This window comes from Schauerella aestuarii, assembly GCF_009866805.1.
Lineage (GTDB): Bacteria > Pseudomonadota > Gammaproteobacteria > Burkholderiales > Burkholderiaceae_B > Schauerella > Schauerella aestuarii.
Genome location: NZ_SIZW01000042.1, coordinates 501999 through 515493, shown reverse-complemented (window position 1 = coordinate 515493; position 13495 = coordinate 501999). Strand labels below are relative to the sequence as shown.

The 13495-nt window shown below is 64.1% G+C and carries 15 protein-coding genes; 7 read left to right on the top strand and 8 right to left on the bottom strand.

Annotation, left to right across the window (positions count from 1 at the left end):
- Window positions 1-39: 39 nt before the first annotated feature.
- The 3 genes from EYW45_RS17520 to EYW45_RS17510 are packed head-to-tail and all read left to right on the top strand — an operon-like array spanning window position 40 to window position 3069.
- Window positions 40-1032 carry a Bug family tripartite tricarboxylate transporter substrate binding protein gene (locus EYW45_RS17520; RefSeq protein WP_202444778.1) on the top strand — a complete coding sequence of 331 codons (993 nt, stop codon included), beginning with the start codon at window positions 40-42 and terminating at the stop codon, window positions 1030-1032.
- 2 nt (window positions 1033-1034) lie between these two features.
- Window positions 1035-1526: a tripartite tricarboxylate transporter TctB family protein gene (locus EYW45_RS17515; RefSeq protein ID WP_161136707.1), complete on the top strand. Its 492-nt coding sequence runs from the start codon at window positions 1035-1037 to the stop codon at window positions 1524-1526.
- Window positions 1527-1554: 28 nt separating this feature from the next.
- A complete protein-coding gene (locus tag EYW45_RS17510; protein ID WP_161136706.1) occupies window positions 1555-3069 on the top strand; it encodes a tripartite tricarboxylate transporter permease in 1515 nt (504 codons plus the stop codon).
- Between the two features lie 43 nt (window positions 3070-3112).
- Here the strand turns inward: EYW45_RS17510 and soxR are convergent, their stop codons facing one another.
- Window positions 3113-3586: a redox-sensitive transcriptional activator SoxR gene (gene soxR, locus EYW45_RS17505; protein WP_161136705.1), complete on the bottom strand. Its 474-nt coding sequence runs from the start codon at window positions 3584-3586 to the stop codon at window positions 3113-3115.
- Between the two features lie 89 nt (window positions 3587-3675).
- Here soxR and EYW45_RS17500 point away from each other — a divergent pair, with 89 nt between their 5' ends.
- The 4 genes from EYW45_RS17500 (at window position 3676) to EYW45_RS17485 (ending at window position 7032) form a co-directional block, all read left to right on the top strand.
- Window positions 3676-4125 carry a RidA family protein gene (locus tag EYW45_RS17500; protein WP_161136704.1) on the top strand — a complete coding sequence of 150 codons (450 nt, stop codon included), beginning with the start codon at window positions 3676-3678 and terminating at the stop codon, window positions 4123-4125.
- Window positions 4126-4309: 184 nt separating this feature from the next.
- Window positions 4310-5527 carry an isochorismate synthase gene (locus EYW45_RS17495; RefSeq protein WP_161136703.1) on the top strand — a complete coding sequence of 406 codons (1218 nt, stop codon included), beginning with the start codon at window positions 4310-4312 and terminating at the stop codon, window positions 5525-5527.
- Between the two features lie 49 nt (window positions 5528-5576).
- A complete protein-coding gene (locus tag EYW45_RS17490; protein ID WP_161136702.1) occupies window positions 5577-6248 on the top strand; it encodes an isochorismatase family protein in 672 nt (223 codons plus the stop codon).
- Window positions 6238-7032: a 2,3-dihydro-2,3-dihydroxybenzoate dehydrogenase gene (locus EYW45_RS17485; RefSeq protein WP_161136701.1), complete on the top strand. Its 795-nt coding sequence runs from the start codon at window positions 6238-6240 to the stop codon at window positions 7030-7032. The genes EYW45_RS17490 and EYW45_RS17485 overlap by 11 nt, the downstream gene beginning before the upstream one ends.
- A gap of 8 nt (window positions 7033-7040) precedes the next feature.
- On the opposite strand, the gene EYW45_RS17480 is transcribed toward EYW45_RS17485, so the two are convergent.
- Genes EYW45_RS17480 through mdcA form a run of 7 tightly spaced genes read right to left on the bottom strand, consistent with a single transcriptional unit; the run spans window position 7041 to window position 13466 of the window.
- On the bottom strand, window positions 7041-8069 hold the full coding sequence (locus tag EYW45_RS17480; RefSeq protein ID WP_161136700.1) for an acyltransferase domain-containing protein: 1029 nt from the start codon (window positions 8067-8069) through the stop codon (window positions 7041-7043).
- A 34-nt stretch (window positions 8070-8103) separates the two neighbouring features.
- Complete coding sequence (gene mdcB / locus EYW45_RS17475) at window positions 8104-8973, bottom strand: triphosphoribosyl-dephospho-CoA synthase MdcB (protein WP_161136699.1); 870 nt, start codon at window positions 8971-8973, stop codon at window positions 8104-8106.
- Window positions 8970-9644: a malonate decarboxylase holo-[acyl-carrier-protein] synthase gene (gene mdcG / locus EYW45_RS17470; RefSeq protein WP_161136698.1), complete on the bottom strand. Its 675-nt coding sequence runs from the start codon at window positions 9642-9644 to the stop codon at window positions 8970-8972. The genes mdcB and mdcG overlap by 4 nt, the downstream gene beginning before the upstream one ends.
- A 9-nt stretch (window positions 9645-9653) precedes the next feature.
- The gene (locus EYW45_RS17465) at window positions 9654-10496 is read right to left on the bottom strand and encodes a biotin-independent malonate decarboxylase subunit gamma (protein WP_161136697.1); all 843 of its coding nucleotides are present in this window, start codon (window positions 10494-10496) and stop codon (window positions 9654-9656) included.
- The gene (locus EYW45_RS17460; protein ID WP_161136696.1) at window positions 10483-11427 is read right to left on the bottom strand and encodes a biotin-independent malonate decarboxylase subunit beta; all 945 of its coding nucleotides are present in this window, start codon (window positions 11425-11427) and stop codon (window positions 10483-10485) included. Before EYW45_RS17460 ends, EYW45_RS17465 begins: the two co-directional genes overlap by 14 nt.
- Window positions 11424-11810 carry a malonate decarboxylase acyl carrier protein gene (gene mdcC / locus EYW45_RS17455; protein ID WP_161136695.1) on the bottom strand — a complete coding sequence of 129 codons (387 nt, stop codon included), beginning with the start codon at window positions 11808-11810 and terminating at the stop codon, window positions 11424-11426. The genes EYW45_RS17460 and mdcC overlap by 4 nt, the downstream gene beginning before the upstream one ends.
- A gap of 9 nt (window positions 11811-11819) precedes the next feature.
- Entirely contained in the window at window positions 11820-13466 is a 1647-nt protein-coding gene (mdcA, locus tag EYW45_RS17450; RefSeq protein WP_161136694.1) for a malonate decarboxylase subunit alpha, read from the bottom strand.
- Between the last annotated feature and the right edge of the window lie 29 nt (window positions 13467-13495).

Here is a 13495-nt window from a genome sequence, read left to right as displayed (position 1 = left end):
GATGCGCCGCGCTTCGATTTACTCCTGGAATCCATCATCATGAAAAGCGCAACGTTGTTTCGCGCCGTCCTGGCGTCTGCGGCATTCGGGCTGCTTGCCCTGCAACCCGCCCATGCGCAATCCGAGGCCGATCATTTCCCCAACCGCACCGTGCGCGTTATCGTGCCCGTGTCGGCCGGCGGTAGCGCCGACAAACTGGCGCGCACGGTTGCGCAGAAGCTCACCGAGAAATGGCAGCAAACCGTGGTGGTCGAGAATGTACCCGGTGCCAGCAGCACGATCGGCAACGCCCAGGTCGCGCACGCCAAAGCGGACGGCTACACCTTGCTTCTCGGTGGCGACGCGTTATCTCTGAATGCCATCCAGCCCGGCACCTTGCCTTACGACCCTGTGAACGATCTCACCGGCGTCACCAAGGCGGTCGTCAATCCGCAGTTGCTGGTGGTGCGCCCCGGCCTGAATGTCAAAACGTTCGATGAGTTTGCCGAACTGGTGCGCAAGCGGCCTGGCGAAATCACCGTCGCGCTGCCCGGCGGCACAGGCAGTCTGCAGCATATCGCCGTTGAATTGCTCAACGAACGTATCGGTGCCAAAACCAATCAGATCCCTTACCCCGGTGGCGGTCCGGCCACGCTGGACGTACTGGGTGGTCATATCGACGCGATGCTGATCACGCTGGCTGCGGCCACTGAAAACGTGCGCTCGGGCAAGCTCGTGGCACTGGCCGTCACCACGCCGTACCGTTCAAAAGCGCTGCCCGATGTTCCCACGTTGCAGGAAGCGGGCGTAAAAGACTACGTCGTGGAGAGCTGGCAAGGGTTCGTCGCGCCGGCCGCCACACCGAAGCCGATCGTGGACAAAATCAATCGCGACATCGTCGCCGTGCTGCGTGAACCCGCAACGGCAGCGTTGCTCGAGAATCTCGGTTTCACTATCGCCGCCAGTTCGGCGGCCGAGGTGAACCATACCGTCACGCAGGATATCGCCAGCTACAAAAAAGTCGTGGCGTCGGCCGATATCAAGTTGAAGTAACGATGGCGCACGATGCAGGGTTCGGTCTGGCGCAGCGGCGGGTGCGCAATCAGCGTGATGCGGTGGTCGGTGCGCTCTATCTTGCCATCGGCAGCGGGTTTGCCTGGTACGCCGCCGATTATGAGCGGGGCACGGCAGCGCGCATGGGCGCCGGCTACTTTCCTTTCTGGCTGGCGCTCATCCTGATGGGCCTGGGCGCCATCGTGCTTTTTCGTTCGACGGCACCGGGTGCCGAGCGCGTCACCCTGGCCACCTGGGACATCCGATCGCTCGTGTGGATGACGGGCGCAGTCATTTTTTTTGGACTGGTCATCAAGCCCTTCGGCCTTGTCGCGGCGATTGCGATCCTGGTCGTCGCCGCCAGCCTGGCGAGTCCTTCGTTCACGTGGCGCGGCACCCTGATCAACGCGGCGGTGCTGTCTGCGATCAATGCGGTGGCCTTTGGTTTGGTGCTCGGGCTGCCGCTCGATCTGTGGCCGGTCTGGCTGCCTTGACGGCCTGACGCGGTATTCCGGAATGGTGATGGATCTTTTCGATAATCTCGCCTTGGGCTTCGCGACCGCGATGTCCTGGCAAAGCCTCGGCTACGCGTTGCTGGGGTGCCTCGTGGGCACGTTGATCGGCGTGCTGCCGGGACTCGGGCCGGTGGCGACGATCGCCATGCTGCTGCCGCTGACCTATCAGCTCGATCCGACCTCCGCGCTCATCATGTTGGCCAGCATCTACTACGGGGCGCAATACGGCGGCTCGACGACCGCGATCCTGCTCAAGCTGCCGGGCGAATCGTCGTCTGCCGTCACGGTGATCGATGGGCATGCCATGGCGTTGCAGGGCAGGGCGGGCCCGGCCCTCAGCGCAGCGGCGATCGGTTCACTGATCGCCGGCAGCTTCGGCGTATTGCTGGTGGCATGTCTGGCCGTGCCGCTTACCGCTGTGGCGTTCAGCTTCGGGCCGCCAGAGTATTTTTCCTTGATGCTCCTTGGATTGGTCGGGTCGATCGCCTTATCCTCCGACGCGATCGACAAATCGTTAGGACTGATGGTGATCGGCGTGCTGCTGAGCCTGGTCGGTACGGATGTGAACTCAGGTGCCGTGCGGTTTTCGGGCGAGGTATTTGCCTTGCGCGACGGGATCGAATTTACGGCGTTGGCGATGGGCATCTTCGGCATTGCCGAGATTGCCGTCAACCTCGAGCAGCAACGGCGCGGCGATGCCGGTGCAGGCACCATTGCCCACGTGGGCCGGATGTTGCCCACGCGTGACGACGCGCGGCGCATGATGCCTGCCATCGCCCGCGGCACGGCTATTGGCGCGGTGCTGGGTATTCTGCCGGGTGCAGGGGTGACCATTGCGTCGTTTGCGGCCTATACCGCCGAGAAAAAGCTGTCCAGGTATTCGCACGAACTGGGCACCGGCGCCATCGAAGGGGTGGCGGGCCCCGAATCGGCGAACAACGCCGCCGCCCAGACCAACTTCATTTCGCTGCTCACCCTGGGCATTCCCGGCAGCGCCGTCATGGCGTTGATGCTGGGCGCAATGGTGATTCAGAATATCCAGCCGGGCCCGCAAGTGATTACCAGTCATCCGCAGGTGTTCTGGGGGCTGATCGTCTCGATGTGGATCGGCAACCTGATGCTGGTGGTGCTCAATCTCCCGCTCATCGGGTTATGGATCAGATTGCTCAGCATTCCTTATCGATTTCTGTTTCCCGCGATTCTCGTGTTTTGCGCCGTAGGGGCCTACACGGTGCGGGCGTCGGTATTCGATATCTATTTGCTCGCGGCATTCGGCGTGGTTGGGTATGGGCTGATCAAATTGGCGGTCTCTCCCGTGCCGCTGCTTCTGGGCTTCGTTCTCGGGCCGATGATCGAATCGAGTTTCCGGCGCGCGATGATGGTGTCGCGCGGGGATTACAGCGTGTTCTTTACGCGGCCGTTGTCCGCGGCCCTGCTTGCAGGTGCGCTCGTGCTGATCCTCGCCGCGATGGGGTCCACATGGGGCAAACAACGCCGGATCGTGCTGGCCGAACAAGGTTGACGACGGCTGCTGACGACTCGGCGCTCACGCATGCGGGTGTCGTTCAGCCGTCGCTCTCTTGCGGGCCAAAGTGCGGTCCTGGGCCCTCGACCGAGAGTGCGTCGCCAGGGTTGCGCAACGGGCAATCCTCCATCGACAGGCAGCCACAGCCGATGCAGCCGTCCAGTTGATCGCGCAGGCGGGTCAACATGTCGATGCGCTGATTCAGATCGGCGCGCCACGCTGCCGACAGCCGCCGCCAATCCGCTGCCGTCGGCGTGCGGCGATCGGGCAACGCGCTCAGCGCCTCGGCAATGGCGCCCAAGGGCATGCCCATCCGCTGAGCCACCTTGATCACGGCGACGCGCCGCAAGATGGCACGAGGATAGCGGCGCTGGTTGCCGGCGTTGCGCGTGCTCGAAATCAAGCCGCGCGATTCGTAGAAGTGCAGGGTGGACACCGCCACGCCACTGCGGGACGCCACTTCGCCTACGGTCATATCGTTTGTGAACGGGGTCGAAAGCGGTGTTTGGGGCATGCTTGAAAAATCCGGGAACGAACGCTTGACCTCAAGTTTACTTGAGGTATCAGAATGGCCGCTGTTACGTTCATTCGGGAATCAATTCGATGTCGGCCTATCACCAACTGCCGTGCTGCGATCGGGCGCAGACGGTCTATCTCAATCCCACCGGTTTATACGATCCCACCGCCAATGGGTATTCGCATGTGGCCATCGTGCAGGCGCCTGGCCGGTACGTTTTCGTGGCAGGCCAAGGCGGCGAAGATGCGCAGGGCGAGCTCTCGGCCGATTTCGACGCGCAGGTGCGCCAGGCGTTCGCCAATCTGCAGGTTGCATTGCAAGCCTCCAACGCGCGATTTGCCGATGTGGTCAAACTCACCGTCTTGATCGTCGATCATTCTGCGGCGCGCATGACGATTCTGAACAAATACCTGAAGATCGCCACCGGTGGCCACGCGGCGCCGGCTTGCACGCTGATCCCGGTGCCACGACTCGCGCTGGACGGCATGTTGTTCGAAATCGACGCCACTGCGGTGACGCCGCTCTGGATGCGTTGAGGACGATGCGAGGAGGGGGCTGGCGCGGGATTGGCTGCGGTCTGCTCGGCACGGTCGCGCGAGCATCTTGGGAGAGCACCGGCCAGAACCCATTCGAAACGTAAGTGGATCGGATTCGCAATGAGAAGATGTCTCATTAATGATAAAGTGGCACGCCTTGAAGATGTTTTCGGCGATCCCCATCGTGTCTATTTTTTCATCCGGCGCACCGCACGCTGTGCTCGACAGTGCTGGGCAGCTCGATATCCCTGATGTAGTGCGTCGCTATCGCAATGACGCGTTCGTATTCGCCTCCCCAATCGCCACGCTGATCGCGCCCGATGTGGTGTGGTGCGCGGTCGATTCGGCAGCGACAGGGTGCGCTGCCCAGGTGCGGGCGATGCTCGCGCAGGCGCTCGCCGATGGCATGCAAGATGCCGTCGTCGTGGGCGCGGTGCCTTTCGACGCCAAAGCGTCGGCCCGTCTGGGACTTTCACGCGACGGCCTGCGTGTTGGGGGGCTCAAGCGGGCGCCGCGTGCGGGCCAATCGTGCCTCTCGGTGCAACGCACGCAGGTGGCCGCCAGCACGCCAGTGCCTGCGCCCGCCGACTACGAGGCGCAGGTGATCGCCGCTCTGCATCGATTCGAAACCACTGCATTGGACAAAGTCGTACTGGCCCGCACGCTCAGGCTCGAGCTTGACGGGCCGCTCGATCTGCACCGGTTGCTCGCCAATCTGCTCGCACGCAACGTGCATGGTTATACCTATGCCGTGCCGCTCGCACACGATGCGGTATTTTTGGGCGCGACACCCGAACTGCTGGTGCGGCGCGCCGGTAATCGCGTGATGCTCAACCCGCTGGCGGGATCGGCGGCAAGATGTCTGGATCCAGACGAGGACCAGCATGCGGCACGCACGCTGATGGCCTCGGGCAAGGATCTGCACGAACACGCCATCATGATCGACGCCATCGCGCAGGCCCTGCGCCCACTGTGCCGCACGTTGCAGGTGCCGTCACAGCCATCGCTTACCGCAACCGATGCGTTGTGGCATTTGTCGACCACCATCGAAGGCGAGTTGGCCGATCCCGCCACGACATCACTGGATCTCGCGTACGCCTTGCATCCCACACCGGCCGTTGGCGGTTATCCCACCACGCTGGCGCAAAACGCCATTGCCGAACTCGAAAGCTTTGACCGGGGGTTGTTCGCCGGTTTCGTAGGCTGGATGGATGCCACGGGCGATGGCGAGTGGGCGGTATCGCTGCGGTGCGCCCTGTGCGAACCGCATCAGGCCACGCTTTACGCCGGTGCCGGCATCGTGCCGGGTTCGATACCGGCCGCCGAAACGGCCGAAACGCAAACCAAATTTCGCACCATGCTGAACGCGCTCGGACTCGAACCCGCGCTTTCTGCAGACTGAATCCGCCTACCGATCTGCCGCGCCCGCGCGGCCCCAAAAAGGAACTCTGATGACGATACTTGCGATCGCCCCGTATGCCATGCCGACCGCACCGGTGGCCAATCGCGTCGACTGGCGCCCCGACGCAAGCCGTGCCGTGTTTCTCATCCACGATATGCAGGCGTATTTCCTCAACAAATTCGATACTGCGCAATCGCCGATCGTGCCGTTGGTGAGCACGGTGGCTCGCTTGCGCGCGCAATGCGATGCGGCGGGCGTGCCGGTGTTTTATACCGCCCAGCCCACCGAACAGCCGCCCAATGACCGCGCGCTGCTCAACGACTTCTGGGGACCGGGATTGACCGCACCCGAACACCGGGGTGCGCAGCCCATCATCGATGCGCTGGCGCCCAAGGAAGGCGACACCGTTCTCACGAAATGGCGCTACAGCGCTTTCCAACGCTCGGACCTGCGTGCCCGCATGGCAGCGCTGGGTCGCGATCAACTCATCATTTGCGGCGTATATGCGCACATCGGTTGCATGGCTACGGCGCTCGAGGCCTTCATGCAGGATGTGCAGCCTTTCATGGTGATCGACGGCGTGGCGGATTTTTCGGCGGCCGAGCACGATATGGCGGTGAACTACGTGGCGCGGCGTTGCGGCGTGAGTCTCACGGCCGACGCCGTCATGGCTGCGCTGGCCGCTTCGGTATCGGCTGGGGAGCGCGCGAATGTCGAGTGACGGATCGACCGACATCTCATTTTCGGAGGCATGCGTTCTGGTCACCGGCGCGGCCAACGGCATCGGGGAAGCGTTGACTCAGGCGCTGCTTGCGCAAGGCGCGCGCGTGATGGCGTTCGACCAGGATACGGCCGGGCTGCAAGCCTTGCAAGCCCACGCAAACCCGGCGCAGCTGTTTATTGCGGAGGTCGACATCAGCGATGCCGCAGCCGTCAATGCCGCCGTGATGGAAGGCGAGCGCGCCTTGGGGCCGATCGATAAGCTGGCGTGCGTGGCCGGCATTCTGCAGATGGGCAAGATCGCCGATCTGACGGACGAACAATGGTCGCGCACCTTCGCCGTCAATGTGAACGGCACCTTCAATGTGTGCCGCGTGGTATCGCAAGGCATGATCGCGCGCAAGCGCGGCGCGATCGTCAACGTCAGCTCCAACGCGGCCACCACGCCGCGGGCCTCAATGGGCGCCTATGCCGCCTCGAAGGCCGCCGTCACGCAAATGACACGGTGCCTGGGGCTGGAACTTGCCGAGCACGGCATCCGCTGCAATATCGTCTCGCCAGGATCGACCGATACGGAAATGCAACGTGCCATGTGGCGCACCGGCTCGTCGGCCGAGATGGTGATCCAAGGCTCGCTGGCCGGCTATCGCCTGGGCATTCCGCTGCGCAAGATTGCGCGTGCCGACGAGATCGTCGAATCGATTCTGTTCTTGCTATCCGATCGGGCCAGCCACATCACCCTGCACGACTTGCGGGTCGATGGCGGCGCCACGCTGGATCAGTAGCGGCGCGTTCAGGTTAGCCGGGCAATCCAGGCGCGTGCACTTTCAAGGGTGGCGAAGGCATCGAGACTGCGCGCGGGAATGCCAGGATAGGCGCTGGCAGCCATGTCTGCCAGGGCGTGGCCCGGCCCGAGCTCGAGAAACGCCGTCGCGCCGGCTTCGATGCAACTCTGCAGGCAGGCCTCCCAATGGATCGTCTGCGCGATCTGCGCCGCGAGCTTCACGGCACCGTCATGCACGTCAAACACGGCGGCGCCATCGATCCCGGTGAAGAGCCTGGGGCCGGGCGCAAGCTTGCCGGCTAGGGGCGCGGCAAAAAGATTCACCTTGAATGCGGCGGCCGCCGCGTGCATGAGCGGGGTGTGCGACGCGACCGACACGCGAAGGGGCGTCACACGCGAAGCGCCGTGCTGCTGCGCCGCGTGCGCCAAGGCCGTCAAGTCGGTGTTCAGGCCACCCACCACCCAAGCGGAATCGGGATTGGCGATGGCGATGGCCGCATGATTGTTCACGCATAACGCTCGCATCGTGGGTTCGTCCAGGCCACGCACGGCCAGTAAGCCTTGTGCGCCATGGCACGCGGCATCCATCGCCGCGGCGCGATCCGCCGCCAGTTGCAGGGTAAGCAACGGCGGCAAGGCGCCCGCTACACCCCACGCCGCCAGTTCACCCACGCTGTAGCCAGCGACGCATAGCCGCCGGGGCAGGGCGTCGCGAAGCGCCGCGTGCGCGGCCAACGCCTGCAAGGTGCAGAGCACCTGTGCCGGGCGATTAGCGAAGACATCCGGTTCGGCGCAGCGGGCCTCTGCAGGCGCGGTGCTGGCATCGCAGCGCGACGTGCTCGTGTCAGCCGCCTGACCTGCAACGTCGGTGCGGAACGCGATGTGGTCATCGGTCTTGCCGGCAGCATCCCGCGGATCCCAACCCAGCAGCAATTTTGCAGCGTCGAACAGCGGTTGCGTCGCCGCAAGGTTGCCCGTCAGCCGAAACATCTCGGGATGTTGATGCCCCTGACCCGAGCACAGCAGTGCGAGCGTCATGGCAGACTGTATGTAAGCGCGTTCATTGCGGGCGTCATGGCAGCCCGTCCGCGAATATGCTCATGGCCAGCAGATCGGCCGAACCCCCGGGGCTGAGATTGCGGGACACGAAGGCATGATGAATCGCCGTGGCCTGTGCCCGCCAATCAGGCTGCACGATACCGCCGCGGTCGAGAAAGGCCCGTGCTTCGCGCTGTGCAAAAGCCAGTCCATCGGGGCCGCCACGATGCAGCAGGTTGGTATCTTCCACCACCGCGATCAGCGCAAAACAGGCGTGTACGCGCATGGCTTCAGGATCGCCAGGCGCGTGCGCGGCGGCGTCGCGCAGGGCTGGGATGCCAACTTCATACACACTGGGAAATCCGCGCGCCGCTTCGCGTCTGGCGCCGCCGGCGCCATATCGATGAGCGACGACCTCACCGTGACTGTCCGCTGCACGCGGTCCCGCCTCGATCGCGTGGCCCCATTCGCGCGTCACGATCGCGCCAAGCGATGCGTGCGCGTACGCGCCGTGGGCATTGCGCAGGCCCGCGGCCGCGCTCAAAAGACCGATCCCGAAGATGGCGCCGCGATGGGTGTTGACGCCATGCGTGGCGGCCAGCATCGCCTGTTCGGCACGCAGGCCGATCTTGCGCAACGCCGTCATGTCGGCGCGGCGTGCGCCGGCATGCGCCAGTAGTTCGAAATACGGGTATAGCGCCTGCGCGCTGCGGATGAATGTGTCGGCATTCATGTCGCTATGGCTGCCGGCGTCTACATGGCTTACCAGGCCTGGCTTGGGCCAGGTTTGAACTTCAAGGTGCAGACTGCGTTCGGCCCATGCGGCGATCCCGGCGCATGCGTCGTCGATACGCGCAGCCTTCCCATTCGGGTCCCAGGCGAGCGGGCAGGTTGCGGCATTCATGTCAGATCCTGTTCGAAAGAGGCGCGCGTGGCGAGTATGACGTCATTGGAAGTCTTGAGCATGACATCGGCGCGGCGATCGTGCAGTTCGCGCCAATTGGCTGCCGCGCCATCGCGCAGTACGATCTCGCCATCCACACCCATCGGGGCCGCGCGCTCAACCTCGGCAATCGCACGCAATAACGCATCCAAACGATCACGCGACGGCGCCGACCAGGCCAGATCGATATCTGAAGTGGGCGACAGATACGGCAGCCCGGTCAGATACTGCCACGCCAGGCTACCGAACACATGTACGGAGACCTGATGCGCAGCCGCTGTCGCCACCAACGCATGCAGGGCAGGGCGCCATGTCACGGGTGCCGTTTCAAGCGCAGTCGCAAGCGTTGGCAAGGGTTCGGCGCGATCGATGTCGTCGTGATTCAACATCAAGGCGACGCGTGCTTTGCCGGCCGAGGGCGGCAACGGCAGGCCCACCGGAATGCCGTGCGCCTCGTGCGCCGACGGGCGACGCGCGATCAGCGGCCAGCCACGTGCAACCCAGTCGCGCACCAAGGGCTGCGCCGCCAGCTCGGGCCGGGCGGTCAGCATCCGCGACCACGCCTCGATATGAGGATGGATCAGCGTATGCCGCCGGCGGCAGATTTCAAGCGCAGGTAACGTAAGCGTCATCGTGGCGCGTCAAGCGTGTGCCAGCGCCGCGTCATACACGCGCCGCGCAATCTCAGCCGCCTTGGGTCGACCGCCGCGCGCCAGGCCGAGCCGGTCGCGGGTGTCGGCGGTGTGCGCCGGATTGGCGGATTGCGCGCCACCTGCGCAGTCGCCGGTCGCCCCGCTGGCACCGACTGTGGCGGACGCTGTGGCGCTTTCGGTGGCACCCTCGGTGGTGCTCTCGGTGGCGGCAGCCAGCAACATCGCATCGATTTGCGTCGCCAGGCTGGTGGCGGGATCGAGCACGGCGGCGATCGCGCCCGTTTGGGCGAGATTGTCCAGACCGGGGGCAAACACCGGGCTCGAGCGCGCCTTCTCCTCAAGCACGGCCAGCGGCAGCTTGGTGACCTTTGCCATCGATGGCAAGTCCATTACGGATGGGTGTGCACCCGGCACCGCCACCAAGGTGCGGGTGGCCAGCGCCGTGGCAATGAACGCGCCGGCGGCCGTATGCCCATAAAGCAGGCCGAACGTGTGATGCCCGCGCGCGTCGGCCACGCGCAGGCAGAGGGCAAGATGCGAAAGGAACTGGCTCAACCCCATCAGCTCATCCCGCTTGCTCATGCGCTGGCTGTCGCTATCGATCAAGACCAGGATGGGGCAGGGCACACCAGCGGCGCCGCGTACGACATCGAGTATGTGACGCGACAGGACCAGCGCTTCGTCCACGCCCACTGCAGCTTTTGCGGTTACGCCGATGACCGCCACGCGACCGGCTTGCGGCAAGGTGCCGCTACCGAAGACCAGGTGATCCTTCTCGAGCACATCGTGGCCGCTTGGAAACAGGGACTGCATCACATCATCGAACGTCATGATCGTCTTCCTTGAGAGATTGAACGAGCGCAAGAAAGGCTGCCGGCTCGAGATCCGGCACATCCACACCGGCCGCGACGCCCAACGCGCGCCAGACGTCGGCGGCATCCGCGCAGTCGCCGAAGCGGGCCAGCCGTTCGGCCAATGCCGACTGCACGAGCGCCAGACGCTCCAGATTCAGAGCGGGAAAATTCGCAATCAAGGTGATCGCTGCATCCCGAAACTGCGGAATCGCGTCGTCCACGAATGCATCCACCGCGCCCAGCAGATAGCGGTGCTTGCCGCCCATCGTGCGCCAGATCAACGGACGATCGGCGGCGTCGAACTCCTCGATGCCGCGATTGGTTTCGATGACTTCAGGACCCGACACGCTCAGCCGGCCGAGCTCCGAGATCGCCAGCCCCGAGCAGCAGCCTGCGATCAGACTGCCACCGCCATAGCATCCTGCCCGTCCGCCGATCAAGCCCACCACAGGTGCGCCGGCCAGTCGCGCATCGATCAACGCCCGCATGATTTCAGCGATCGCCAGTTCACCGGCGTTGGCCTCCTGTAGACGCACGCCACCCGTTTCGAACAGGATCACCACGGGTACGCGGCGCACCGCTGCCGCGCGCAGCAACCCGGTGAGCTTGGCGCCATGCACTTCACCGAACGCGCCGCCCATGAACTTGCCTTCCTGCGCAGCCACAAGCACAGTCGCGCCATTGAGCCGGCCCTGGCCGACCACCATGCCATCGTCGAATTGCGTGGGCAGATCGAAAATCGAGAGATGAGGGCTGATTTCGCGCGCGCCGGGGCCGAGAAATTCAGTAAATGTGCCGGCGTCCAATAGCCCGTCGATGCGTTGGCGGGCCGAGGCCTCGTACCAGCTGGCATCGCCATTCAAGGCGGGGGGGAAGGTCTGTTGTTCAGGCTGAGCGAGGGTGTTCATACCTGACCTCCTGCCATTGCGCGCAGCGCCTGCGCCAGGCGCAGGCTCACCGTATCGGGGCGTGCACCGCCGTCGTTGATCGAAAACCGCAAGCCGCCCAGGGCGCCGCGATCGGCGAAGTCGGCGATCACGGCTTGCCATACATCGGCAAACCCCGTAGCCGAGGTGCGAATGTCGACTTCACACAGGTCATCCGGCAAAGCGCGTTCGACCAGTACTTCAAGGTTGCCCGACGCGACCACGCCGACGATGGCGCTTGCGACGGGCACGGGTGTGCACGCGTCGCCGGCATTGCGCGTGGCATTCGACGCCGAAGCGGCCGATACGGAGGCCGAAGCGTCTGCCGGGCGCTGATTGGCCTGACGGTAATGTAGATGTTCCATATTGCGTCCTTACCAGTTGCGAAAGCGGGCGGGCGGGGCATACAGGCCACCGGACCAGCGCACCAGATCTTTGACCGACCGTGCCGCGAGCATGCTGCGGTTGGCGTCCAGCGGATTGATACCGAGATCTTCGGGCCGCTGGATAATGCCGCGTTGGCGCAGGCGCTCAACCATTTTCTTGTCGCGCCCACGACCCACCGTCGTATAGCCTGCCACGCCACGAATGGCGTGTTCGCGCTCATCGGCATTGCGGCACAGCAGCAGATTGGCAATGCCTTCTTCGGTCACGATGTGGCTGACGTCGTCGCCGTAGACCATGATGGGCGCCAGATCCAGATCGAGTTTCTCGGCCAAGGCGATGGCATCGAGTCGCTCGACGAACAGGGGCACGTTTTTGTCGCCGAACGTTTCGCCGATCTGCACCACCAGCTTGCGCCCGCGCCGCAGCGGGGCGGGCGAGTCGGGATCGGCCTCCAGACCCGCCTTCAGCCATGGCGCACTGGCATGCCGGCGCCCGCGCGCATCGCTGCCCATATTCGGCGCGCCGCCGAAGCCGGCAATGCGATTGGCGGTGACGGTGGACGAGTGTCCTTGGAGGTCGATTTGCAACGTTGACCCGATGAACATGTCGCAAGCATAGAGGCCCGCGGTCTGGCAGAACGCGCGGTTGGAACGCAGCGATCCGTCGGGGCCGGTAAAGAAAATGTCCGATCGGGCGCGAATATAGTCGTCCATGCCCACTTCCGATCCGAAGCAATGGACGCTTTCCACCCACCCCGATTCGATCGCAGGGATCAATGTGGGATGGGGGTTCAGCGCCCACTGGGCCGCCACCTTGTGCTTGAGTCCCAGTCGCTCGCCGTAGGTTGGCAAAATGAGCTCGATCGCAGCGGTGTTGAAGCCGATGCCGTGATTGAGGCGCTTGACGCCGTATGGGCCGTAAATGCCTTTTAGCGCCATCATGGCCGTCAATATCTGCGTTTCGGTAATGGCGGCGGGATCGCGTGTAAACAGCGGCTCGACGTAAAACGGCCTATCGCTTTCGATCACGAAGTTCACCCGATCGCCGGGAATATCGACACGCGGCACGCGGTCGACGATCTCGTTGACCTGAGCGATCACGATGCCATTCTTGAACGCCGTGGCTTCGACCACCGTGGGCGTGTCTTCGGTATTGGGGCCGGTATAGAGATTACCGTCGCGATCTGCACTGACGGCGGCAATCAGCGCCACGTTCGGTGTGAGATCCACGAAATATCGCGCAAACAGCTCCAGATAGGTGTGCACCGCGCCCAGGGCGATCTTGCCACCGAACAGCATCTGCGCAATGCGCTGCGATTGCGGGCCGGAGTAGGCGTAGTCCAGGCGCCTGGCGATGCCGTTCTCGAACACGTCCAGATGCTCCGGCAGCACGACGCCCGATTGCACCATGTGCAAATCGTGAATGATGGCGCTATCCGCCTCCGCCAATGCCACCGCCAGCAGATCCGCCTGCTTCTGGTTATCTCCCTCCAGGCACACACGATCTCCGGGGCGAATCACGGCCTCGAGCAGGCGCGTTGCATCTGCTGCGGGCACGCATTTGCCATCGGCCAGGCGGGCGCCCGCGTTCAACCGCTGCGATTTGTCGCGCTGGGCGTGATCCCAATTCGTCATTGCATTCCTCCACAAACGTGCCGGATCGG